Origin of the sequence: Bordetella genomosp. 5, from assembly GCF_002261315.1 — a bacterium.
In the GTDB taxonomy this organism is placed as follows: Bacteria; Pseudomonadota; Gammaproteobacteria; order Burkholderiales; family Burkholderiaceae_B; genus Bordetella.
This window is the reverse complement of the sequence record NZ_NEVP01000001.1, coordinates 48919-66053: the sequence shown is the minus strand read 5'-3', so window position 1 is coordinate 66053 and position 17135 is coordinate 48919. Positions and strand designations below refer to the sequence as shown.

The following is a 17135-nucleotide window of genomic DNA, read 5'->3' as shown; positions in this document are numbered from 1 at the left end:
GATTTCCCCAGCGCGCGCGGACGCGCCATGACAGGACGCCGACAGACGCCCACTCCTAAGATGCCGGCAGGCTGGCCGAAGAGCCAGATCCCCTCATCGAAGATGGAGTAGACAATATGTTTGCCAAGTCCTGCCTGGCGGCCGCCTGCGTCGCTGCGTTCGGTATCACGGCTGCGCACGCGCAGCAGATTCCCGCCGGCTATCCGGCCGATTACCAGAAGATCATCGACGGCGCCAAGAAAGAGGGCAAGGTCATCATCTATTCGACCACCGACACCAAGGCTGCCGGCCCCATCATCGCGGGCTTCGAAGCGGCGTATCCGGGGGTCAAGGTCGAATACAACGACATGAACAGCACCGAGCTGTACAACCGCTACATCAGCGAGCAGGCGGCCGGTGGCGGCAGCGGCGACGTGGTGTGGAGCTCGTCGATGGACTCGGCGCTCAAGCTCGCCACCGACTACGCGCTCACCTATCGCTCGCCCGAAGCCGGCAAGCTGCCGTCGTGGGCCGTGTGGAAAGACGCCGCCTACGGCACGACCTACGAGCCCGCGGTCTTCATCTACAACAAGCGCCTGATCCCGGCCGCGGAAGTGCCGACCACGCACACCGCGCTGGCCAAGCTGATCGCCAGCCAGCCCGACAAGTTCAAGAACAAGGTCACCACCTACGACATCGAAAAGTCGGCCGTGGGCTTCATGCTGGCCGTGCAGGACAAGGCCAACGATCCCAAGTACTTCGAGAACCTCGCGCAGATGGCGAAGGGCGGCCTGATCGTGCAGTCGTCCACCGGCACGATGATGGAGCGCGTGTCCTCGGGCGAGAACCTGATCGGCTACAACATCCTGGGCTCCTACGCCGAGACGCGCGCCAAGTCGGATCCGTCGCTGGGCGTGTCGTACCCCACCGACTACACGCTGGTGCTCTCGCGCGTGGCCTTCGTCAGCAAGAAGGCCAAGAACCGCAATGCAGCCAAGCTGTGGATGGACTACCTGCTGTCGCAGAAGGGCCAGGAGATCGTCGCGAACAAGGCCGACATGGCTTCCATCCGCGACGACATCGAGGGCGACAACGACGTCGATGGCATGACCAAGAAGCTGGGCAAGGCGCTCAAGCCGATCCCCGTCGACCAGACCCTGCTCGACTACCTCGAGCAGAATAAGCGTCTGCAGTTCATCAAGGACTGGCGCGCCGCCGCCGGCAAGTAAGGCGCGGCGTCACGTCTCGGCCCGCCCGTCACCGGCCCGTCGCGGCCGGGGCGCGGCGGCGCCGGACTCCGTTCATCGATACAGGATTCTCCATGCTGGCATTGCGCAGGAAATGGCAGTCGCTGCCGCGCGGCGTCGTCGTGCTGCTGACGGCTCTGGCGATCTACGCGCCGCTGTCGTTCATCATCATCCAGAGCTTTCTCTCGGCGCCGTTCTTTTCGCCGTCCAAGGTATTCAGCCTGGACGCCTACCGGTTCATCTTCGACGATCCGGACTTCTACAAAGCGCTGCGCAGCGGCTTCATCCTGGCCTTCGGCCTGGCGGCGATCTCGATTCCTCTGGGCGGCATGCTGGCCTTCCTGATGATTCGCACCGACCTGCCGGGCCGGCGCTGGATCGAGCCCCTGATCCTCGTACCGGTGTTCGTGTCGCCGATGGTGCTGGGCTTCGGCTATGTGGTCGCGGCCGGCCCGGTCGGGTTCTTCTCGGCCTGGGCGCAGCAGCTGCTGGGCTTCGTGCCCTGGAACATTTATTCGCTGACCAGCATCGTCATCATCGCGGGCCTCACGCACGTGCCGCACGCCTATCTCTACATCTCGTCGGCCCTGCGCAGCATGGGCTCCGACGTGGAAGAGGCGGCGCGCGTGGCCGGAGCATCGCCGCTGCGCGTGATGGTCTCGGTGAGCCTGCCCATGGTGCGGCCCGCCATTCTGTACGCGACGGTGCTGCTGTTCTTCCTGGGTCTGGAGGTGTTCGGTCTCGTGCTGGTGCTGGGCGATCCCGAAGGCAACCTGGTGCTGGCCACCTATCTCTACAAACTCACTAATAAGCTGGGCATCCCGTCCTATCACCTGATGGCCTCGGTCGCCGTGGTGCTGATCTGCATGACGATCCCGCTCGTGATGTTGCAGCGCCGGCTGATGCGTTCGGCGAACCGGTTCGTCACGATGAAGGGCAAGGCCTCGCGTGCACGCGCGCTGCCGCTCGGCAAGTGGCGCTGGGTGGCGGGCGCCGTGGTCGCGTTCTGGCTGTTCGTCACCATCGTGGTGCCGCTCGTGGGTGTGCTGCTGCGCGCCTTCGTTTCCAACTGGGGCATGGGCGTGTCGCTCTTCGACGTGTTGTCGGTCGAGGCCTTTCGCACCGTGTTCGCGCAGCCCAACCTGATCCGCGCCATCGTCAACTCGGTGGCGATCGGTGTGTTCGGCGGGGCGCTGGCGGTGTTCTGCTATCTGTTCGTCGGCCTGGCCATGCATCGCAAGCCGGACAACACCACGCGCTTCCTGGACTACAGCGTGCTGGTGCCGCGCGCGGTGCCGGGTCTGCTCGCGGGTCTGGCGTTCCTGTGGCTGTTTCTGTTCGTGCCGATGTGGCTGGACAACGCCTTCGACGAAGGGGGCATCCTCTCGTCGTTCCCGTTTGCCGAGTGGGTGCGCGAATCGCCGATCGAATGGCTGCGCTCGCTGCGCAGCACGATCTTCAGCGTGTGGCTGGCCTACACGGTGGTCTGGATGGCCTATGGCCTGCGCCTCATCTCATCCACGCTGCTGCAAGTGGCGCCCGAACTCGAAGAAGCCGCGCGCAGCGCGGGTGCCCGTCGCGGACAGGTCACGCGCCATGTCACGGTGCCGCTCGCGCGCTATGGCCTGATCGGCGCCTGGCTGCTGATGTTCCTCATCTTCGAGCGCGAGTACTCCACCGGCGTGTATCTGCTCTCGCCCGGCACCGAGACCATCGGCTCCATGCTGGTCTCGTTGTGGGCCTCGGGCGCGATCGACATCGTGGCCGCGCTCTCCTTCATCAATATCGTCCTGGTCGTGATCGGCCTGGGTATCGCCCTGCGTTTCGGAGTCAAACTTCATGATTGAGCTTTCCGTCGAAGATCTGCATCTGGACTACGGCGACAACCCCGTGCTCAAAGGGGTGTCGATGGATCTGCGGCAGGGCGAGGTGGTGTCGCTTCTCGGGCCCTCGGGCAGCGGCAAGACCACGCTGCTGCGCGCGGTGGCCGGGCTGGAAGGCCCGAAGGCCGGCCGCATTCTGATCGGTGACCGGGTCGTCTATGACGGCGCGCGCCGCGCCGAGATTCCCGCCGAAGAGCGCAACCTCGGGCTGGTGTTCCAGTCGTATGCGCTGTGGCCGCACAAAACCGTGTTCGACAACGTGGCGTATCCCTTGAAGCTGCGCGGCGTGCCCGCCGCCGAGGTGCGTGCGCGCGTGCAGGACGTGCTCGACCAGCTCGGCCTGGGCAAGCTGGGTCAGCGGCATCCGCATCAGCTGTCGGGCGGCCAGCAGCAGCGCGTGGCCATCGGCCGCGCGCTGGTCTACAGCCCGCCGGTGATCCTGCTCGACGAGCCGCTGTCCAACCTCGACGCCAAGCTGCGCGAAGAAGCGCGCGCGTTTCTGCGTGAGCTGATCGTGCGCCTGGGCCTGTCGGCGCTGATGGTCACGCACGATCAGAGCGAAGCCATGGCGATCTCCGATCGCATCCTGCTGCTCAACAACGGCCGCATCGAGCAGCAAGGCACGCCGCAGGATATGTACGGCTCGCCCGCCACGCTGTTCACCGCCGAGTTCATGGGCAGCAACAATCGCCTGAGCGGCCGTGTCAGCGAAGTGCGCGATGGCCGTGCGCGCATCGAGGGCCCGGGCTGGGCGCTGTGGGGGCATGCCGGCGAGGGCGTGGCCGCGGGTCAGCCCGCCACGGGCGTGATCCGCGTCGAGCGCGTGCGGCTTGCCGACGATGCCGACGGCAATCACCTCGATCTGCCGCTGCTCACGAGCATGTACCTAGGCGATCGCTGGGAGTATCTGTTCCGCGGCGCGGCCGAGACGCCGGCCAGCGGCCTGTCGCTGCGAGCGTATGGCCCGCAAGGCCGCGAGCCCGGGCCCTGCCGGATCGCGCTGCCCGCGGAGCACGTCTGGATCTTCCCGGGCCAATAAGATCGGCAAGATGATCGGGCCGAGAAAATTGGGCACTACGATCGGGCCACCGAGATCGGCCCGCTAAGACCCGCCCACCAAGATCGCGCGAGGACATCAGAACAGACTGATGTCCTCGTTTTTATCGGGCAGCTGGCGCAGCAGCGCGCGCCAGCCCAGCCAGGCGCGCACGCCACCCGCCATGGCCATCAGACCGACCAGAACCCAAGCGTTCATGACGCACTCCTTTCGCACGACCGTGCGAAAATAAGCCTGCAAAAGGCCCGCGGACGCGGGCCGGGTAGCGCGCCTGGCTCGGGGCTCAGGCGGCGGAGAAACTGCGATACGTGGAAATCAGCCTGCGGTAGGCGAGGCGCACGCGCTCGGGCGCCTCGGGATCGCGCAGGAAGCGGGCATCGTGCATCAGCCCCACCATGAGGCTGTAAACCTCGAAGACCAGTTGACGTGCATCGGTGTCCGGACGCAGGTGCCCGGCCTCGAGCGCCTGCACGGCGGTGCGTTCGAGCGCGGCGCGCCAGCGCTGCACGTTTTCCTGCAGCCGCTCGCGCAGCGGCGTGTCGAAGTCGTCGTATTCGAACGCACCGGCCACATAGATGCAGCCGGTGTGGGTGTCCACATTTGCGGCGCGCGTAATCCAGTTGCCGACCAGGGCGTCGAGGCGCGGCAGGCCGCGCGGCGCCTGCATCGCCGGCGTGAACACCGCCTCGACGAAGCGGCGATCGTATTCATCCAGCACGGCACGCTGCAAGGCCTCGCGCGAGCCGACGCGCGAGAAGACACCACTCTTGCTGATGCCCAGACGGCGCGCGACCTCGCCGAGCGAGAGCGATTCCATGCCCTGGCTCGCCGCCATGTCGAGGGCGGCGTCCACGATGGCCGCGAGCGTGAGCTCGCTCTTGGAAGCGTGTGTGTCCATGCCCGCAATTTAGCACGGTCGTGCGAAAACGCAAACCGCCGCCACGGCGGGCAGCCGGGCGGCGGTTTGCAGGGCTGTGCTGCGCGGCGTTCAGTCGTGCACGGCCTTGTAGGCGAGGCGGTACTGATGCAACAGCGGCTCGGTATAGCCGTTGGGTTGCGTCAGGCCTTCGAACACCAGCGCGCACGCGGCCCGGTAGGCATAGGAGCCGCTGAAGCGGCCGGCCATCGGCTGGTAGTAGGGGTCGTTGGCATTCTGGCCATCGACCACGGCCGCCATGCGCTCGAAGGTCGCGCGCACCTGGGCCTCGTCGACGATGCCGTGGCGCAGCCAGTTGGCGATGTGCTGGCTCGAGATGCGCAGCGTGGCGCGGTCTTCCATCAGGCCCACGTCGTGGATATCGGGCACCTTGGAGCAGCCCACGCCCTGATCGATCCAGCGCACCACATAGCCCAGGATGCCCTGCACGTTGTTGTCGAGCTCCTGCTGGATGGCGTCCGGCGTCCAGGCGGCGGGATCGCCCACCGGCACGGTGAGCAGGCCTTCGAGCAGGCTGTCGCGCACCTGCGCATACTGGGTGCGCTCGAGCTCCTGCTGCACGGCTTGCACGTCGATCTGATGGTAGTGCATCGCGTGCAGCGTGGCCGCGGTGGGCGAGGGCACCCAGGCGGTGTTGGCGCCGGCCTTGGGGTGCGCGATCTTCTGCTCCAGCATGGCGGCCATCAGGTCGGGCATGGCCCACATGCCCTTGCCGATCTGCGCACGGCCGCGCAGGCCGCAGTCCAGGCCGGTCAGCACGTTGTTGCGCTCGTAGGCGGTGATCCAGGCGCTGGACTTCATGTCGCCCTTGCGCAGCATCGGGCCGGCTTCCATTGCGGTATGCATCTCGTCGCCCGTGCGATCCAGAAAGCCGGTATTGATGAACGCCACGCGCTGCGAGGCGGCGGCGATGCAGGCCGCGAGGTTGACGCTGGTGCGGCGCTCCTCGTCCATGATGCCCATCTTCACCGTGTTGCGCGGCAGGCGATAGAGGTCTTCGACGCGGTCGAACAGCGTGTTGGCAAACGCCACTTCGGCCGGGCCATGCATCTTGGGTTTGACGATGTAGATCGAGCCGGTGCGCGAGTTGCGCTTGAGCGCCAGGTCGGCGGTCGCGGCCAGCACCGTAATCACGGCATCGAGAATGCCCTCGGGCACCTCGGCCCCGTCGGCGTCCAGCACGGCGGGGTTGGTCATCAGATGGCCCACGTTGCGCACGAACATCAGCGAGCGCCCGGGCAGCGTGAACGTGTTGCCGTCCAGCCCCTGGTATTCGCGATCGGGCGCCATGCGGCGCGTGAACGTATTGCCGCCCTTGCTGACCTTTTCGGACAGGTCGCCCCGCATCAGGCCGAGCCAGTTGCGATAGATATGGACCTTGTCTTCCGCATCGACCGCGGCCACCGAGTCTTCGCAATCCATGATGGTGGTGAGCGCGGCCTCGACCAGCACGTCTTTCACGCCGGCGGCGTCGGTGGCGCCGATCTGATGCTGGCGGTCGATCTGGATCTCGAAGTGCAGGCCGTGATGACGCAGCACGATGGCGGTGGGGAAACCGGCTTCGCCCTGGAAGCCGAGCAGTTGCGCCGGATCGGCCAGACCGACCAGTTTGCCCGCGACGGTGGCCACGAGTTTGCCGTCGGCGATGGCGTAGGCGGTGGTGTCGGCGTGCGAGCCCTGCGCCAGCGGCGCCGCCTGGTCCAGGAAGGCGCGGGCCCGCGCGATCACCGCCTGACCGCGCTGCGGGTTGTATTCGGGGCCCGCGGCGCCGGCGCTGGCCGGAATCGCGTCGGTGCCATACAGCGCGTCGTACAGGCTGCCCCAGCGGGCGTTGGCGGCATTGAGCGCGTAGCGTGCGTTGGACACCGGCACCACCAGTTGGGGCCCGGCCTGGATCGCGATCTCGCTGTCGACCTGCGCGGTCGTGGCGCGCACGTGCGCCGGCGCCGGCTGCAGATACCCGATGCGCTCCAGAAACGCGCGGTACGAGGCATGGTCGCGAATCGGGCCGGGATGGTCGCGGTGCCAGGTGTCGAGCTCGACCTGCAGGCGGTCGCGCTCGGCCAGCAAGGCGCGATTTTGCGGCGCCAGGTCGTTCACCAATGCGGCGAATCCGCTCCAGAAGGCGTCGCTGTCGACGCCGGTGCCGGGCAGCAGCTCGTCTTCGATGAAGTGGTGCAGGACGGTGGCCACTTGCAGGCCGTGGTGCGGGATGCGCTCGGTCATGGCGGTCTCGATGAAGAGAAAGATGAGGTGGGGATGAAGAGGCGCCGGGTACCCGGATGCTGCGGTGCACGGCCATGTCGCATCATCGCGTTTCGGCGGCCGGGCTGTCCAGCCTCCATGGCACTGGTCAGACCAGTTTGTGTGCTCGGATGCCTGCCGTGAAATGCCGTTTTATGATGTGATTTCAACAGCTTGAGAATTCATCCCGGCAGCGGCGCCCACGCGGCGCGCGCTGGTCATACCAGTTGGTGCGGAGAACTATGGATACCCCAGACGCGGGCCAGCGCCCGCAAGTGGCCCAGGCCGTGGCCGAGCGCATCGAGCGCCTGATCCTCGATGGCGTGCTCAAGGCGGGCCAGCCGCTGCCCTCGGAACGGCGGCTCACCGAGAAGCTCAAGGTGTCGCGCAGTGCCCTGCGCGAGGGGCTGCAGTTGCTGCGCGCGCGCCAGATCATCCATACCGAGCAGGGTCGCGGTTCGTTCGTGGCGCGCATGTCGCAGATCGATGCGGGCCCGCTGGTGCATCTGTTCCACTCGCAGCCCCGCACCCTCTACGACCTGCTCGAAGTGCGCTCGCTGCTCGAAGGCGAGTCGGCGCGCTTGGCCGCGATCCGCGGCACGGAGGCCGACTTCATCATGATCCGCCGCCGCTACGAGGCGATGATGGCGGCGCACGAGACCGGGGCCGACGTGGCCACGCATGCGAATCACGATCACGCGTTTCATCTGGCGATCTGCGAGGCCTCGCACAATGCGGTGCTGGTGCACACGCTGCAGTCGCTCACGGATCTGCTGCTGGGCTCTGTCTATGCGTGCGTCAACAATCTCTATCACCGCGAGCCGCACAAGCAGCAGATCGATCTGCAGCATGCGCGGCTCTTTCGCGCGGTGACCGAACGCCAGCCCGACGAGGCGCACCGCGCCGCCACCGACCATGTCGACAGCGTGCGGCGCAGCCTGAGCGAGATCGAGCAGGAAGAGCAGCGTCTGGTGCGGGCGACGCTTCGGCTCGAAGGCTGGGCCTGATCGCGGACTAGAGCGTCGCCATGTCGGCCACCGCGCGGCCGGCATAGACGCGGCCGTGGCGGTTGGCGAGCAGGTCGGCGAGCGCGATGCGCTCCTGGCCGACGAAGCCCTGCTGCGGCAGCCGGCCACCATGCACGAGATCGAGCGCGGCGCAGATGCCCGCTGCCGTGGTCAGCTGGATCGCGCTCAGGAAATGGCCGTCGACCTCGGCGCCGTGGATGTGCGCCACGAACGACTCCTGCACCAGGCGGCGCGCCCGGTAGCCGCTGGCGCTGGCGAGGATCACGATCACGTCCTGCTCGGTCGACGGGATCGCCGATTCCAGGATCTCCTGCAGCAGATCGCGGCGTTCACGCAGGCGCAGATCGTTGAGCAGCAGCTTGATGATGTCGCAATGGCCGGGGTATCGCACCGATTTGTAGTCGACGTTGCGGGCGCGGCCGGCCAGCGTGTGCGGCAGGGTGCCCAGGCCGCCCGAGGTGTTGAAGGCCTCGTACTCGACGCCGTCCAGCGTGAAGGTCTCGTAGCCTTCGAGCGGCGCCACGCGTTGCAGCTCGCCGTCGACGAGCGCCTCGCAGGGATTGCAGTACTCGTTGATGAGGCCCTCGGTGCTCCAGGTGAGGTTGTAGCGCAGCGCATTGGAGGGATAGCGCGGCAAGGCGCCCACGCGCATGCGCAGATCGAGCACCTGTTCGAAGCGGCGGGCGAGGTCGTGGCCGACCACGCCGATGAATCCCGGCGCGAGCCCGCATTGCGGCATCAGCACGGTGCGGGCCTCGGACGCCAGCGCGGCCACGGCGCGCGTGCTGGCCACGTCCTCGGTGAGATCGAAGTAATGCACGCCCGCCTCCGCGGCGAGGCCGGCCACGCTCACGGCGCAATGAAAGGGCAGGGCATTGAGCACCGCGTACTGGCCGGCAATGGCCTCGCGCATGCCGGCATCGCCGCGCACCTGCACGGTGTCGCAGCCGAGCGCGGCCACCGCGTCCAGGCGAGCGGGATCCTGATCGGCGACCCGCACGTGAAAGTCACCGGTGCGGTGCAGAAGCAGTGCAATGGCAAAGCCGATCTTGCCGGCGCCGAGGATGGTGATCGGGGTAGAGGACATGGCACGGCTCCAACAGAGTGGGGTTGAGGGGCTGCACCATGCTAGCGGCGAGGGCTGTCGAAACGTAGCTGGTAAAACGACGATAAGTCGCCGAATGGCCGACGATATGACTACCTATTCCACCGAAATGTACGTTTTGGCCCTCTGCGGTTGGCCGACGGAGATTCACTATTGGCGAGCTGCCGATCCGCGCCGCCAAAGGTCGAGGCCCGCCGCGGGCCGTGAGGGGCCGTGCGAGGCGGGCTTCGTTGCGGGATCGGAACGGGGGCCGATACCCGGTGCCGGTGTGAACCGGATCAGCTTGCTTGGGGCGGGTAGTCCAGGTTGCCGAAGGTGACGGTGCCGTCAGCCTTGGCCTGGGCCAGATCGGCCTTCACCTGAGCGCGCGTTTCGCTCGGACCGCTCACGGCTGCTTGGGGCGGGTAGTCCAGATTGCCGAAGGTCACTTCGCCTTCTGCCTTGGCTTGCGCCAGTTGCTGCGCCACGTCTTGCGAGCTCAGCGCCTGGGTCTGGGGCAGCGCGGCGGGGTAGGCTTCTTCGCCAAAGGTGTATTGGCCTTGCGCCTTGGCTTGAGCCAGTTCGGCTTGAACCTGGGCGCGGGTGGGTTCTTGGCTGAGGTCGGCGGCTTGGGCGCCAGCCATCAGGGACATCGACAGTACAACTGCGGTAGCAAGGGTCTTCATGATTATTCTCCAGGGGTCCTACACAAGGGTTCGGACTCGGCGGCCTATCCGTCGTGTTCGTGTTTGTTTCCCGTTGAAGACATTCTGGACTTTCCGACCCCCCGGATAAACCCGTATTTCCAGAAAACATTATTCCATCCGTGTGAAGAATGGCTGGTTACATCGGTTAACTATCCCACCGGTGGGGATATTGCTCCCATCCATGGGGGCAAGAGCCGGTATACCCAGGAATGAAAAAACCGCCTCGAAGGCGGTTTTCTCGTCGGGCTCCCCGGCGGGAGTGTCGCGCGGCGGGTCAGCCGATCGGTGTTGGCCTCGCGGGCGGTCAGCCGATCGGTGTCAGCGGCGTGGCGGGCATCGTGGCGCTCACAGCGTGCCGGCGAAGGCCGAGACGATGAGCAGCACGCCGGTCCAGAGGTTGGCGCGGAACAGCGCGAGGCCGCGCTCCGGCCGGCGGATGTCGAACTCCTTGAGCTGCCACGCCAGGTGCAGGGCCACGGCGGCCATGCCCACCTGATAGGGCCAGCTCAGGCCCATGGCGTAGCCGGCCCAGGCCCACAGCGCCACGGCGGCCACGTAAAACCCGCCGATCCAGGTCTTGCCCCGGTCACCGAATCGCATCGCGGTGGAATGCAGGCCGAGGCTGCGGTCGTCGCGCACGTCGATGTAGGCGTAGATGCTGTCGTAGCCCACCTGCCACAGCACGGCACCGAACCACATCGCGATGGCCGCCAGCGGCACGGCATTGTGCGTGTCGGACCAGGCCATCAGCATGCCCCAGTTGAAGCAGATGCCCAGCACGACCTGCGGCCAGTACGTGACGCGCTTGCAGAAGGGATAGATGAACACGAACGGCAGCACGGCGAGCGCCCACCAGCGGCTCAGTTCGTTGATGAAGAACAGCAACGACGCACAGACCAGCAGTTGCGCGATCAGGAACACGACGGCCTGACGCATGGTGATCTGGCCGCTGGTGAGCGGCCGGAAGCGCGTGCGCTCGACGTGGCGATCGATATCGCGGTCCCACATATCGTTGACCGTGCAACCAATGCCGCGCATCAGCAGGGCGCCGAGCGAAAACACGATCAGGCGGCGCAGGTCCGGCATGCCGCCGGAGGCCTGCACCAGCGCTGCGATGCAGGGCAGCAGCGTGAGCCAGGTGCCGATCGGACGATCGAGGCGGCACAGCCGCGCGTAGGGGCGCCACGCGCGCGGCAGCCAACGTTCGACCCAGTCGTCGAAAACAATGTCGTTCAGATCGGGGGCGGTGGATTGAGGCGTGCTCACGGCAGGCAGGCGTTGGCGGTTGGAACGAGGCGCGCGGCCGCAGCCTGTGGCTAGGCGGACGCGATGAGATGGCGCGGCGGGATTCGGGCGCCCGGTGCAGGGCGGGAAACCTCGCCGACGCGGGACGCCCCGGCGCGGAAGTGTCCGCGTGGCTGCGACCGGCGTGGCCAGAGGCTCAATACTAGCAGGCGCGCTACGAGAGAGCGCGGCGGGCACGCTACGCGAGAGCGCACGGGCGAACGCAGACACGAACACGAACGCAGACGCGATCGCAGACACGATCGCAGACACAATCGCAGACACGATCGCAGACACGAACGGACGCGGGATGAGCCCGGCGTCCGTTCACGCGCCGGTCAGACGTACGACTTGAGCAGCTTGCCCAGGATCGCGATGCCCGCGCGGATCTTGTCTTCGGGCACGGTGGCGAACGACAGACGCAGCGTGTTGTGACGCGGCGAGCCGGCGTAGAACGGGCCGCCGGGCACGAAGGCGACGTTTTGTTCGACCGCGGCGGCCAGCAGCTTGGCGCTGTCGATGTGCTCGGGCAGGGTGACCCACAGGAACATGCCGCCCTCGGGCTTGGTCCAGCTCACCGTGGCGGGGAACTCCTGCTCGATGGCGTCGAGCATGGCGCGACCCTGCTTGCGATAGATCTCGCGCACGTTGGGCAGGTGCTCGTCGAGGAAGCCGTCTTTCACGATCTCGTAGACGGCCATCTGCGTGAGGGTGGGCGTGTGCAGATCGGTGGCCTGCTTGGCCTGGACCAGCTTGTGGATGATGTTGCGCGGCGCGGCGATGTAGCCCAGGCGCAGGCCCGGTGCCAGCACCTTCGAGAACGTGCCGAGGCGGATCACCGTGGCGCCGACCCGGTTGCCCAGCGCCAGCAGGCCGGGCTGCGGCTCGCCGGCGTAGCGCAGCTCGCCGTAGGGGTCGTCTTCGATGATGGGCAGGCCGAATTCGGCGGCGCGCGCCACCAGTGCTTCGCGGCGTGCGAGGTTCAGCGTGCGGCCGGTGGGGTTCTGGAAATTGGGCAGCGCGTACAGGAAGCGCGCGTCGGCGGCGAGCTCGGCCGTGATCGCCTCGGGAATCAGACCGCCCTCGTCGGTGGGCACCGGCACGAAGCGCGGCTGATACAGCGAAAACGATTGCAGCGCGCCCAGATAGCTGGGGTCTTCGACAAGCACCTTGCTGTCTTTGTCGATCAGCACCTTGCCGAGCAGATCCAGCGCCTGCTGCGAGCCCGACACGATCAGGATCTGGTCGGCCGTGACGTCGGCGCCGGCCTTGTTCAGGTCGTCGGCCACCCATTGGCGCAGCGGTGCATAGCCTTCGGTGGGGCCGTACTGCAGCGCGGCGCGGCCATTGGTGGACAGGACCTTGTCGAACGCGGCGCGTACCACTTCCACCGGGAAGCCGCCGGGGGCGGGCAGGCCGCCGGCGAACGAGATGACCTCGGGCCGCTCGGTGACCTTCAGGATCTCGCGGATGGCGGAGCTGGTGAGTTGCTGGGCGCGTTCGGAAAACGAACACGCGGGTTCGAAGGGCTTGTCCATGGCAGGGGTATCGAAGAGAGGTATAGACACTTGCGGTAAAAACTAATTGTTGCATAAGGCCCGCGCCCGGCCGTGGCCCCGTGAAACGCCCCTAAAATCAATCCCACCGATTTTTGCCGGTACAGTTACAAGTAGAAACCAGACGATGTTCGAAGCCGCCACGTTCTCCGCCGAATCCAAGCCCGAGCTCTACCGCCAGTTGGCCGCGCAGATGAAAGCCCTGCTCACCGACGAATACGACCTGATCGCCAACGCCGCGAATTTCAGCGCCCTGGTGTGGCAGGCGGTGCCCGATATCAACTGGGCCGGGTTCTATCTGTTCGACGGCCGCGAGCTGGTGCTCGGCCCCTTCCAGGGCAAACCGGCGTGCGTGCGCATCGCGCTCGAGCGCGGCGTGTGCGGCGCGGCGGCCAGCTCGCGCGAGACGCAGGTGGTGCCCGACGTGCACGCGTTCCCGGGCCACATCGCGTGCGACGCGGCCTCGCGCTCCGAGATCGTGGTGCCGCTCGAACGCAACGGCGCGCTGCTCGGCGTGTGGGATGTCGACAGCCCGACCCCCGGCCGTTTCGACGACGAAGACCGCGCCGGCATGGAAGCGCTCTGCCAGATCTTCACGGAGAGCCTCAACGCGCCGCCGCGTTGACAGGCGCGCGCGGGGCGCGGCAGAATGCCGGCTCGGCGATCCTCTTTTATCCCGATACTGTTTTCATGAACCAGGCCTTTTCCCACGCAGACCTCTCCCGCGCCTTCGGTGCGGTGTCGTCGCGTGCCGGCCTGAAATCCAAAAAACAGCAGCTCATCTGACCGGAGCTTGCTGTTCCGTCAGATGGGCGACGGAACAGCGGCGAAACCGGCTGCGCTCACACGCGCATTCCCTTTCTCTACACCCCTTCGCGTATCTGCACGGTCACCATTACGGTCCGCACCGAAGGAGTGCTCATGTCGATCGCAACGCTTTCCGCCGCCGCCGGCGCCACGGCCCAATCCATTCTCGACGAGGCCGCGACGGCCGCCGCGCGCGCCGCGCTTCCGGCCAGCGCGCCCGCGTCGTTCCACGGCGTGTGGGTGCCGCTGGTCACCCCGTTCAATGACGAAGGACCGGACCTCGCCGCGCTGCGCCGTCTGGTGCGCCACTATCGGCGCGCCGGCGTCGACGGCCTGGTCGTGTGCGGCAGCACCGGCGAAGCCGCGGCCATGGACGAGTACGAGCAGCTCACCACGCTGGACACCGTGCTGGACGAGGCGGGCGCGATGCCCGTGGTGATGGGGCTGGCCGGCAATCATCAGCGCGACGTGCTGCGCCGCCTGGCCGTGTTCGCGACGCGGCCGCTGGCCGGCCTGCTCGCGCCGGCGCCGTATTACGTGCGCCCGAGCCAGGCCGGTCTGCTGAGTTATTTCGAGGCCCTGGCCGAGGCCTCGCCCGCCGCGCTGCTGCTCTACGACATTCCGTATCGCACCGGCGCGCAGATCGATACGGCCACGCTGCTGCGGCTGGCCGATCATCCCAACATCCGCGCGATCAAGGATTGCGGCGGCTCGGTGGAGAAGACCCAGGCGCTGATCGCGCACGGCGGCCTGCAGGTGCTGGCCGGCGAAGACCTGAATGTGTTGGGCACGCTGGCCCTGGGCGGCAGCGGCCTGATCGCCGCCTCGGCGCACGTGCGGCCGGATTTGTTCGTGGCGCTGTACCAGGCCATGCAGGCGCAGCAGGTGGCGCTGGCGCGTCAGCTGTTCCACGCGCTGGCGCCCATCATGAAGCTGTTGTTCGCCGAGCCCAATCCGGGCCCGGTGAAGGGCCTGCTCGCGCGCCAGGGCATGATCCGCGCGCAGGTGCGGGCGCCGATGGCCGCGGCCGGCGCCGCGCTGGTGGACCAGCTCGACGCGGCCGTGGCCGAGCTCGACCGTCGCTACCCCTGCGCCTGAGCCGGCCGCAGCATGCGCAACAGCGGTATGCCCGCGATCAGCACCGCGATCCCGAGCAGCGCGCCCAGGCCCGCATACACCGAGCTCGAATAGACCAGGCCCGCGCACGCCAAGGCCAGCAGGGCGGGCGTGAGCGGGTAGGCCGGCACGCGGAAAGGCCGCGGCCGGTCGGGGTCGAGCTGGCGCAGACGCCATACCGATGCGGCCACCAGCATCATGAACAGCCAGAACACCGGCGCCGTGTAGGCCACGAGGGTCTGCACGCTGTTGGCGCTGAAGGCGCCGATCAGCACCAGCACCAGCGTGATGCCGCCCTGGGCCAGCAGCGCGTTCACGGGGGCGTGCCCGCGCGCGCTCCAGCCCGCCAGACCGCGCAGGCGCGGCACGTCGCGGCCGAGCGCGTAGTACAGGCGCGCGCCGGTGAGGATCGTGCCGTTGATGGTGCTCAACGCCGTCGCGCAGATCAGCATGCTGAGCGAGGCCGCGGCGTAGGGGCCGGCCGCGAGCTGCATGACCGCGGCGCCCACGGCGTTGGTGTCGCGCAGCCCCTGCAGGCCGAAGATCTGCAACAGCGCCAGATTGATCAGCAGGTACGCGACCGTCACCACGACCGTGCCTGCGAGCAGCACGCGGCTCATGTTGCGCCCCGGATCGCGCAGCTCGCCGCTCAGGTACGCGGCCTCGTTCCAGCCGCCATAGGTGAGCAGCACGAACACCATGCCCATGCCGAGCAGACCGGCGGTGTTGCCGGCCAGCGGCGCGATGTCGATCGCGGTGGCGTCGGTCTGCGGCGCGGCGGTCAGGCCGGCCAGCAGCACGGCCGCCAGCGCGGCGAGCGTGAGGATCGTGAACACCCACTGCAGACGCTTGGATGGCTGCGTGCCCGCGATGTTGAGCGCGGTCAGCGCCACCACCGATAGGGCCGCATGCAGCGCCACCCCGTAGGGGCCGAGCGGCAGCAGTTGCTGCGCATATTCGCCGTAGATGAAGGCCACCACGGCGATCGCGCCGGTCTGGATCACGGTGCAGCGCGCCCAGGCGAACAGCAGCCCGGCGCGCGCGCCCCAGGCGCGCGTGAGGTACAGATACTCGCCTCCGGCGCCCGGATAGGACGCGCCCAGTTCGGCGTAGCAGAGCGCGCCGATCAGCATCACGAATCCGCCCGCGGCCCACAATGCCAGGTACACGAACTCGGATGACGCATGCTGCGCCACCAGCGGCGGAAAGCCGAAGATGCCGATGCCGACCACCACGCCGACCAGCACGGCGACGGCGTCGAGCACCGACAGGCGGGGCGGTTGCGTGGACTCGGCGGGCGCGGAGAGGGTCAGGCCATCCTGGGGGCCGCTCATCGGGCCTGCCGCGTGGCTTGCCAATCGGCCTGCAGGCCGTCGCCGGAGCGGGCAAGCATGCGGTCGCCTTCGATCATGCCCACGAACTGGCGCGGCTTGCCGCCGTCGTCCAGCGTGAAGCGCAGTTCGGGGCCGCGCAGCGTGGCCGCGCTCACCGGTAGCGCCTTGCCGTCACGTTCGGCGCTGGCCTGCACCTTCTGGAACTGCTGCTGCAGCGTGAGCGAGAACGCGCCCTCGGGGCTTTGCACCTGCCAGGTGCCGGCGGCTTTGGCGGGCACGATCCACAGATAGAGCGAACGGCCGTCGACCATTTCGCGGCGGTCGCTTTCCCATTCGCCCATGGTGAAGGCGTGCGACACCACGCGCGAGCCCGGCGCGAGCTTGTCGAGGATCACAGGGCGCATCTTGAGGTTCACGTCGGGCAGCAGATACATGGTCAGGACCGACGCCTTCGAGATGTCGGTCTTGAACAGGTCCTGCTTCTTGAACGTCACGCGGCCTTCGACCTTGGCCTTGCGCGCGTTGGCGTTGGCTTCCTTGACGCGCGCGGGGTCGATGTCCACGCCCATGGCGGTCTGTGCGCCACGGTCGCGCACGGCGGCGATCGCGATCCGGCCGTCCCCGGAGCCCAGGTCGATGACGGTGTCGCGCGGACCGACCTCGCCCATCTCGAGCATCTTGGCGACCGCGCCGTCGGGGGTGGGCACATAAGGCACGTCCAGCTCGACCCAGCGCGGGGGATTCTCGGCCTGGGCCGCCACCGGAAGCGCGATCAATGCGGCGGCGGTGCCCAACAACGCAAGCTTCAATCCTGGAAACATGCGGTTCTTAGTGTGAGTGAGCACTTGCATTTGGGTTCTCCGGTTGCGGCG

The 17135-nt window shown here is 67.4% G+C and carries 14 protein-coding genes; 6 read left to right on the top strand and 8 right to left on the bottom strand.

All coding sequences use genetic code 11. The features are described 5' to 3' along the window. Positions 1 to 116: 116 nt before the first annotated feature. The 3 genes from CAL25_RS00310 (at position 117) to CAL25_RS00300 (ending at position 4148) form a co-directional block, all read left to right on the top strand. Positions 117 to 1208 (top strand): ABC transporter substrate-binding protein, encoded by a 1092-nt coding sequence (locus CAL25_RS00310; protein ID WP_094797966.1) that lies wholly within the window; start codon positions 117 to 119, stop codon positions 1206 to 1208. A gap of 92 nt (positions 1209 to 1300) precedes the next feature. Then, positions 1301 to 3073 (top strand): ABC transporter permease, encoded by a 1773-nt coding sequence (locus CAL25_RS00305; RefSeq protein WP_094797965.1) that lies wholly within the window; start codon positions 1301 to 1303, stop codon positions 3071 to 3073. Then, positions 3066 to 4148 (top strand): ABC transporter ATP-binding protein, encoded by a 1083-nt coding sequence (locus tag CAL25_RS00300; RefSeq protein ID WP_094797964.1) that lies wholly within the window; start codon positions 3066 to 3068, stop codon positions 4146 to 4148. The genes CAL25_RS00305 and CAL25_RS00300 overlap by 8 nt, the downstream gene beginning before the upstream one ends. Positions 4149 to 4449: 301 nt before the next feature. Here the strand turns inward: CAL25_RS00300 and CAL25_RS00290 are convergent, their stop codons facing one another. Next, positions 4450 to 5064 carry a TetR/AcrR family transcriptional regulator gene (locus CAL25_RS00290; RefSeq protein WP_094797963.1) on the bottom strand — a complete coding sequence of 205 codons (615 nt, stop codon included), beginning with the start codon at positions 5062 to 5064 and terminating at the stop codon, positions 4450 to 4452. A gap of 90 nt (positions 5065 to 5154) precedes the next feature. Further along, positions 5155 to 7329, bottom strand: a complete 2175-nt coding sequence (locus CAL25_RS00285; RefSeq protein ID WP_094797962.1) for a malate synthase G — start codon at positions 7327 to 7329, stop codon at positions 5155 to 5157. Between the two features lie 260 nt (positions 7330 to 7589). Here CAL25_RS00285 and glcC point away from each other — a divergent pair, with 260 nt between their 5' ends. After that, positions 7590 to 8354 carry a transcriptional regulator GlcC gene (gene glcC / locus CAL25_RS00280; protein ID WP_094797961.1) on the top strand — a complete coding sequence of 255 codons (765 nt, stop codon included), beginning with the start codon at positions 7590 to 7592 and terminating at the stop codon, positions 8352 to 8354. 7 nt (positions 8355 to 8361) lie between these two features. Here the strand turns inward: glcC and CAL25_RS00275 are convergent, their stop codons facing one another. From CAL25_RS00275 to CAL25_RS00260, 4 genes are all read right to left on the bottom strand, one after another. Beyond that, a complete protein-coding gene (locus CAL25_RS00275; protein WP_094797960.1) occupies positions 8362 to 9462 on the bottom strand; it encodes a saccharopine dehydrogenase family protein in 1101 nt (366 codons plus the stop codon). Positions 9463 to 9758: 296 nt separating this feature from the next. Beyond that, complete coding sequence (locus CAL25_RS00270) at positions 9759 to 10145, bottom strand: DUF4148 domain-containing protein (RefSeq protein WP_094797959.1); 387 nt, start codon at positions 10143 to 10145, stop codon at positions 9759 to 9761. Between the two features lie 366 nt (positions 10146 to 10511). Continuing rightward, positions 10512 to 11432: a 4-hydroxybenzoate octaprenyltransferase gene (ubiA, locus tag CAL25_RS00265; protein WP_094797958.1), complete on the bottom strand. Its 921-nt coding sequence runs from the start codon at positions 11430 to 11432 to the stop codon at positions 10512 to 10514. A gap of 356 nt (positions 11433 to 11788) precedes the next feature. Continuing rightward, entirely contained in the window at positions 11789 to 12988 is a 1200-nt protein-coding gene (locus CAL25_RS00260; RefSeq protein WP_094797957.1) for a PLP-dependent aminotransferase family protein, read from the bottom strand. A 145-nt stretch (positions 12989 to 13133) separates the two neighbouring features. Here CAL25_RS00260 and CAL25_RS00255 point away from each other — a divergent pair, with 145 nt between their 5' ends. Then, positions 13134 to 13631 carry a GAF domain-containing protein gene (locus CAL25_RS00255; RefSeq protein ID WP_094797956.1) on the top strand — a complete coding sequence of 166 codons (498 nt, stop codon included), beginning with the start codon at positions 13134 to 13136 and terminating at the stop codon, positions 13629 to 13631. Between the two features lie 296 nt (positions 13632 to 13927). Beyond that, positions 13928 to 14911: a 4-hydroxy-tetrahydrodipicolinate synthase gene (dapA, locus tag CAL25_RS00250; RefSeq protein ID WP_094797955.1), complete on the top strand. Its 984-nt coding sequence runs from the start codon at positions 13928 to 13930 to the stop codon at positions 14909 to 14911. On the opposite strand, the gene CAL25_RS00245 is transcribed toward dapA, so the two are convergent. Together CAL25_RS00245 and CAL25_RS00240 are read right to left on the bottom strand one after the other, a co-directional pair. Continuing rightward, positions 14896 to 16263: an APC family permease gene (locus CAL25_RS00245; protein ID WP_094797954.1), complete on the bottom strand. Its 1368-nt coding sequence runs from the start codon at positions 16261 to 16263 to the stop codon at positions 14896 to 14898. The two genes, dapA and CAL25_RS00245, sit on opposite strands and share 16 nt — an antisense overlap. Beyond that, positions 16260 to 17114, bottom strand: a complete 855-nt coding sequence (locus tag CAL25_RS00240; RefSeq protein WP_094797953.1) for a 50S ribosomal protein L11 methyltransferase — start codon at positions 17112 to 17114, stop codon at positions 16260 to 16262. Before CAL25_RS00240 ends, CAL25_RS00245 begins: the two co-directional genes overlap by 4 nt. Between the last annotated feature and the right edge of the window lie 21 nt (positions 17115 to 17135).

Excerpts from the sequence above, each read along its gene's own strand:
- CAL25_RS00290 (WP_094797963.1), bottom strand. The coding sequence starts at position 5,064 with ATGGACACACACGCTTCCAAGAGCGAGCTCACGCTCGCGGCCATCGTG.
- CAL25_RS00255 (WP_094797956.1), top strand. The coding sequence starts at position 13,134 with ATGTTCGAAGCCGCCACGTTCTCCGCCGAATCCAAGCCCGAGCTCTAC.
- CAL25_RS00240 (WP_094797953.1), bottom strand. The coding sequence starts at position 17,114 with ATGCAAGTGCTCACTCACACTAAGAACCGCATGTTTCCAGGATTGAAG.
- CAL25_RS00310 (WP_094797966.1), top strand. The coding sequence starts at position 117 with ATGTTTGCCAAGTCCTGCCTGGCGGCCGCCTGCGTCGCTGCGTTCGGT.
- CAL25_RS00285 (WP_094797962.1), bottom strand. The coding sequence starts at position 7,329 with ATGACCGAGCGCATCCCGCACCACGGCCTGCAAGTGGCCACCGTCCTG.
- CAL25_RS00260 (WP_094797957.1), bottom strand. The coding sequence starts at position 12,988 with ATGGACAAGCCCTTCGAACCCGCGTGTTCGTTTTCCGAACGCGCCCAG.
- CAL25_RS00245 (WP_094797954.1), bottom strand. The coding sequence starts at position 16,263 with ATGAGCGGCCCCCAGGATGGCCTGACCCTCTCCGCGCCCGCCGAGTCC.
- CAL25_RS00305 (WP_094797965.1), top strand. The coding sequence starts at position 1,301 with ATGCTGGCATTGCGCAGGAAATGGCAGTCGCTGCCGCGCGGCGTCGTC.
- glcC (WP_094797961.1), top strand. The coding sequence starts at position 7,590 with ATGGATACCCCAGACGCGGGCCAGCGCCCGCAAGTGGCCCAGGCCGTG.
- CAL25_RS00300 (WP_094797964.1), top strand. The coding sequence starts at position 3,066 with ATGATTGAGCTTTCCGTCGAAGATCTGCATCTGGACTACGGCGACAAC.
- CAL25_RS00275 (WP_094797960.1), bottom strand. The coding sequence starts at position 9,462 with ATGTCCTCTACCCCGATCACCATCCTCGGCGCCGGCAAGATCGGCTTT.
- CAL25_RS00270 (WP_094797959.1), bottom strand. The coding sequence starts at position 10,145 with ATGAAGACCCTTGCTACCGCAGTTGTACTGTCGATGTCCCTGATGGCT.
- dapA (WP_094797955.1), top strand. The coding sequence starts at position 13,928 with ATGTCGATCGCAACGCTTTCCGCCGCCGCCGGCGCCACGGCCCAATCC.